Annotated in this window: 1 protein-coding gene; it reads right to left on the bottom strand. The window is 62.8% G+C overall.

Features of this window, described 5'->3' with window-relative positions; genetic code table 11:
• Window positions 1-133: 133 nt before the first annotated feature.
• Window positions 134-823, bottom strand: a 690-nt coding sequence (locus CXR03_RS18845; protein ID WP_104105049.1) for a peptide chain release factor 1, incomplete at its 5' end; no start/stop codon positions are given.

The following is an 823-nucleotide window of genomic DNA, read 5'->3' as shown; positions in this document are numbered from 1 at the left end:
AGAGCCGTCGGGCTCAGATCCAACAGACCGCTGATCAGCACCCGTGCATCGGTTGCCGGGTCGGCAAGCCCGGCGGCCTCGAAGCGCCGCCGTGCCTCGGCCATTAGCAACCTTGCGGATGGCGCCGCGCCACTCACTGATTTTCGCCGAGTTGCGCGAGCTGCCCGGCCTGATAGTCGGAAATCAGCGCATCCAGCATTTCGTCGAGATCGCCTTCGATCATGCGGTCAAGCTTGTAGAGCGTCAGGTTGATCCGGTGATCGGTCACCCGCCCCTGCGGGAAGTTATAGGTGCGGATGCGTTCCGATCGGTCGCCCGAGCCGACCTGGCTCTTGCGGTTCGCCGACCGTTCGCTGTCCAGCTTCTGCCGCTCGATGTCGTAGAGCCTGGAACGCAGGACCTGCATCGCCTTGGCGCGGTTCTGGTGCTGCGACTTCTCAGAAGACGTCACGATCAGCCCCGTCGGCAAGTGCGTGATACGCACGGCCGAGTCCGTGGTGTTGACGTGCTGGCCACCGGCACCCGACGCGCGCATCGTATCGATCCGGATGTCCTCGGGCTTGATCTCGATGTCGATGTCTTCGGCTTCTGGCAGAACGGCAACAGTTGCCGCAGACGTATGAATGCGCCCGCTCGCCTCCGTTTCCGGCACGCGCTGAACGCGGTGAACGCCGGATTCGAATTTCAGCTTGGAGAACACGCCCCGACCGCTGATCGTCGCGATGATTTCCTTGTAACCGCCGGCTTCGCCCTCGCTGGCGGAAAGCACCTCCACCTTCCAGCCCTTGGTCGAGGCAAAGCGCTCATACATGCGAAAGAGATC

Origin of the sequence: Arthrobacter sp. 08Y14 (genome assembly GCF_002929455.1) — a bacterium.
Classification (GTDB): domain Bacteria; phylum Actinomycetota; class Actinomycetes; order Actinomycetales; family Micrococcaceae; genus Arthrobacter_B; species Arthrobacter_B sunyaminii.
The sequence above is the reverse complement of the archived record's forward strand: the minus strand, read 5'-3'. Positions and strand labels throughout refer to the sequence as shown.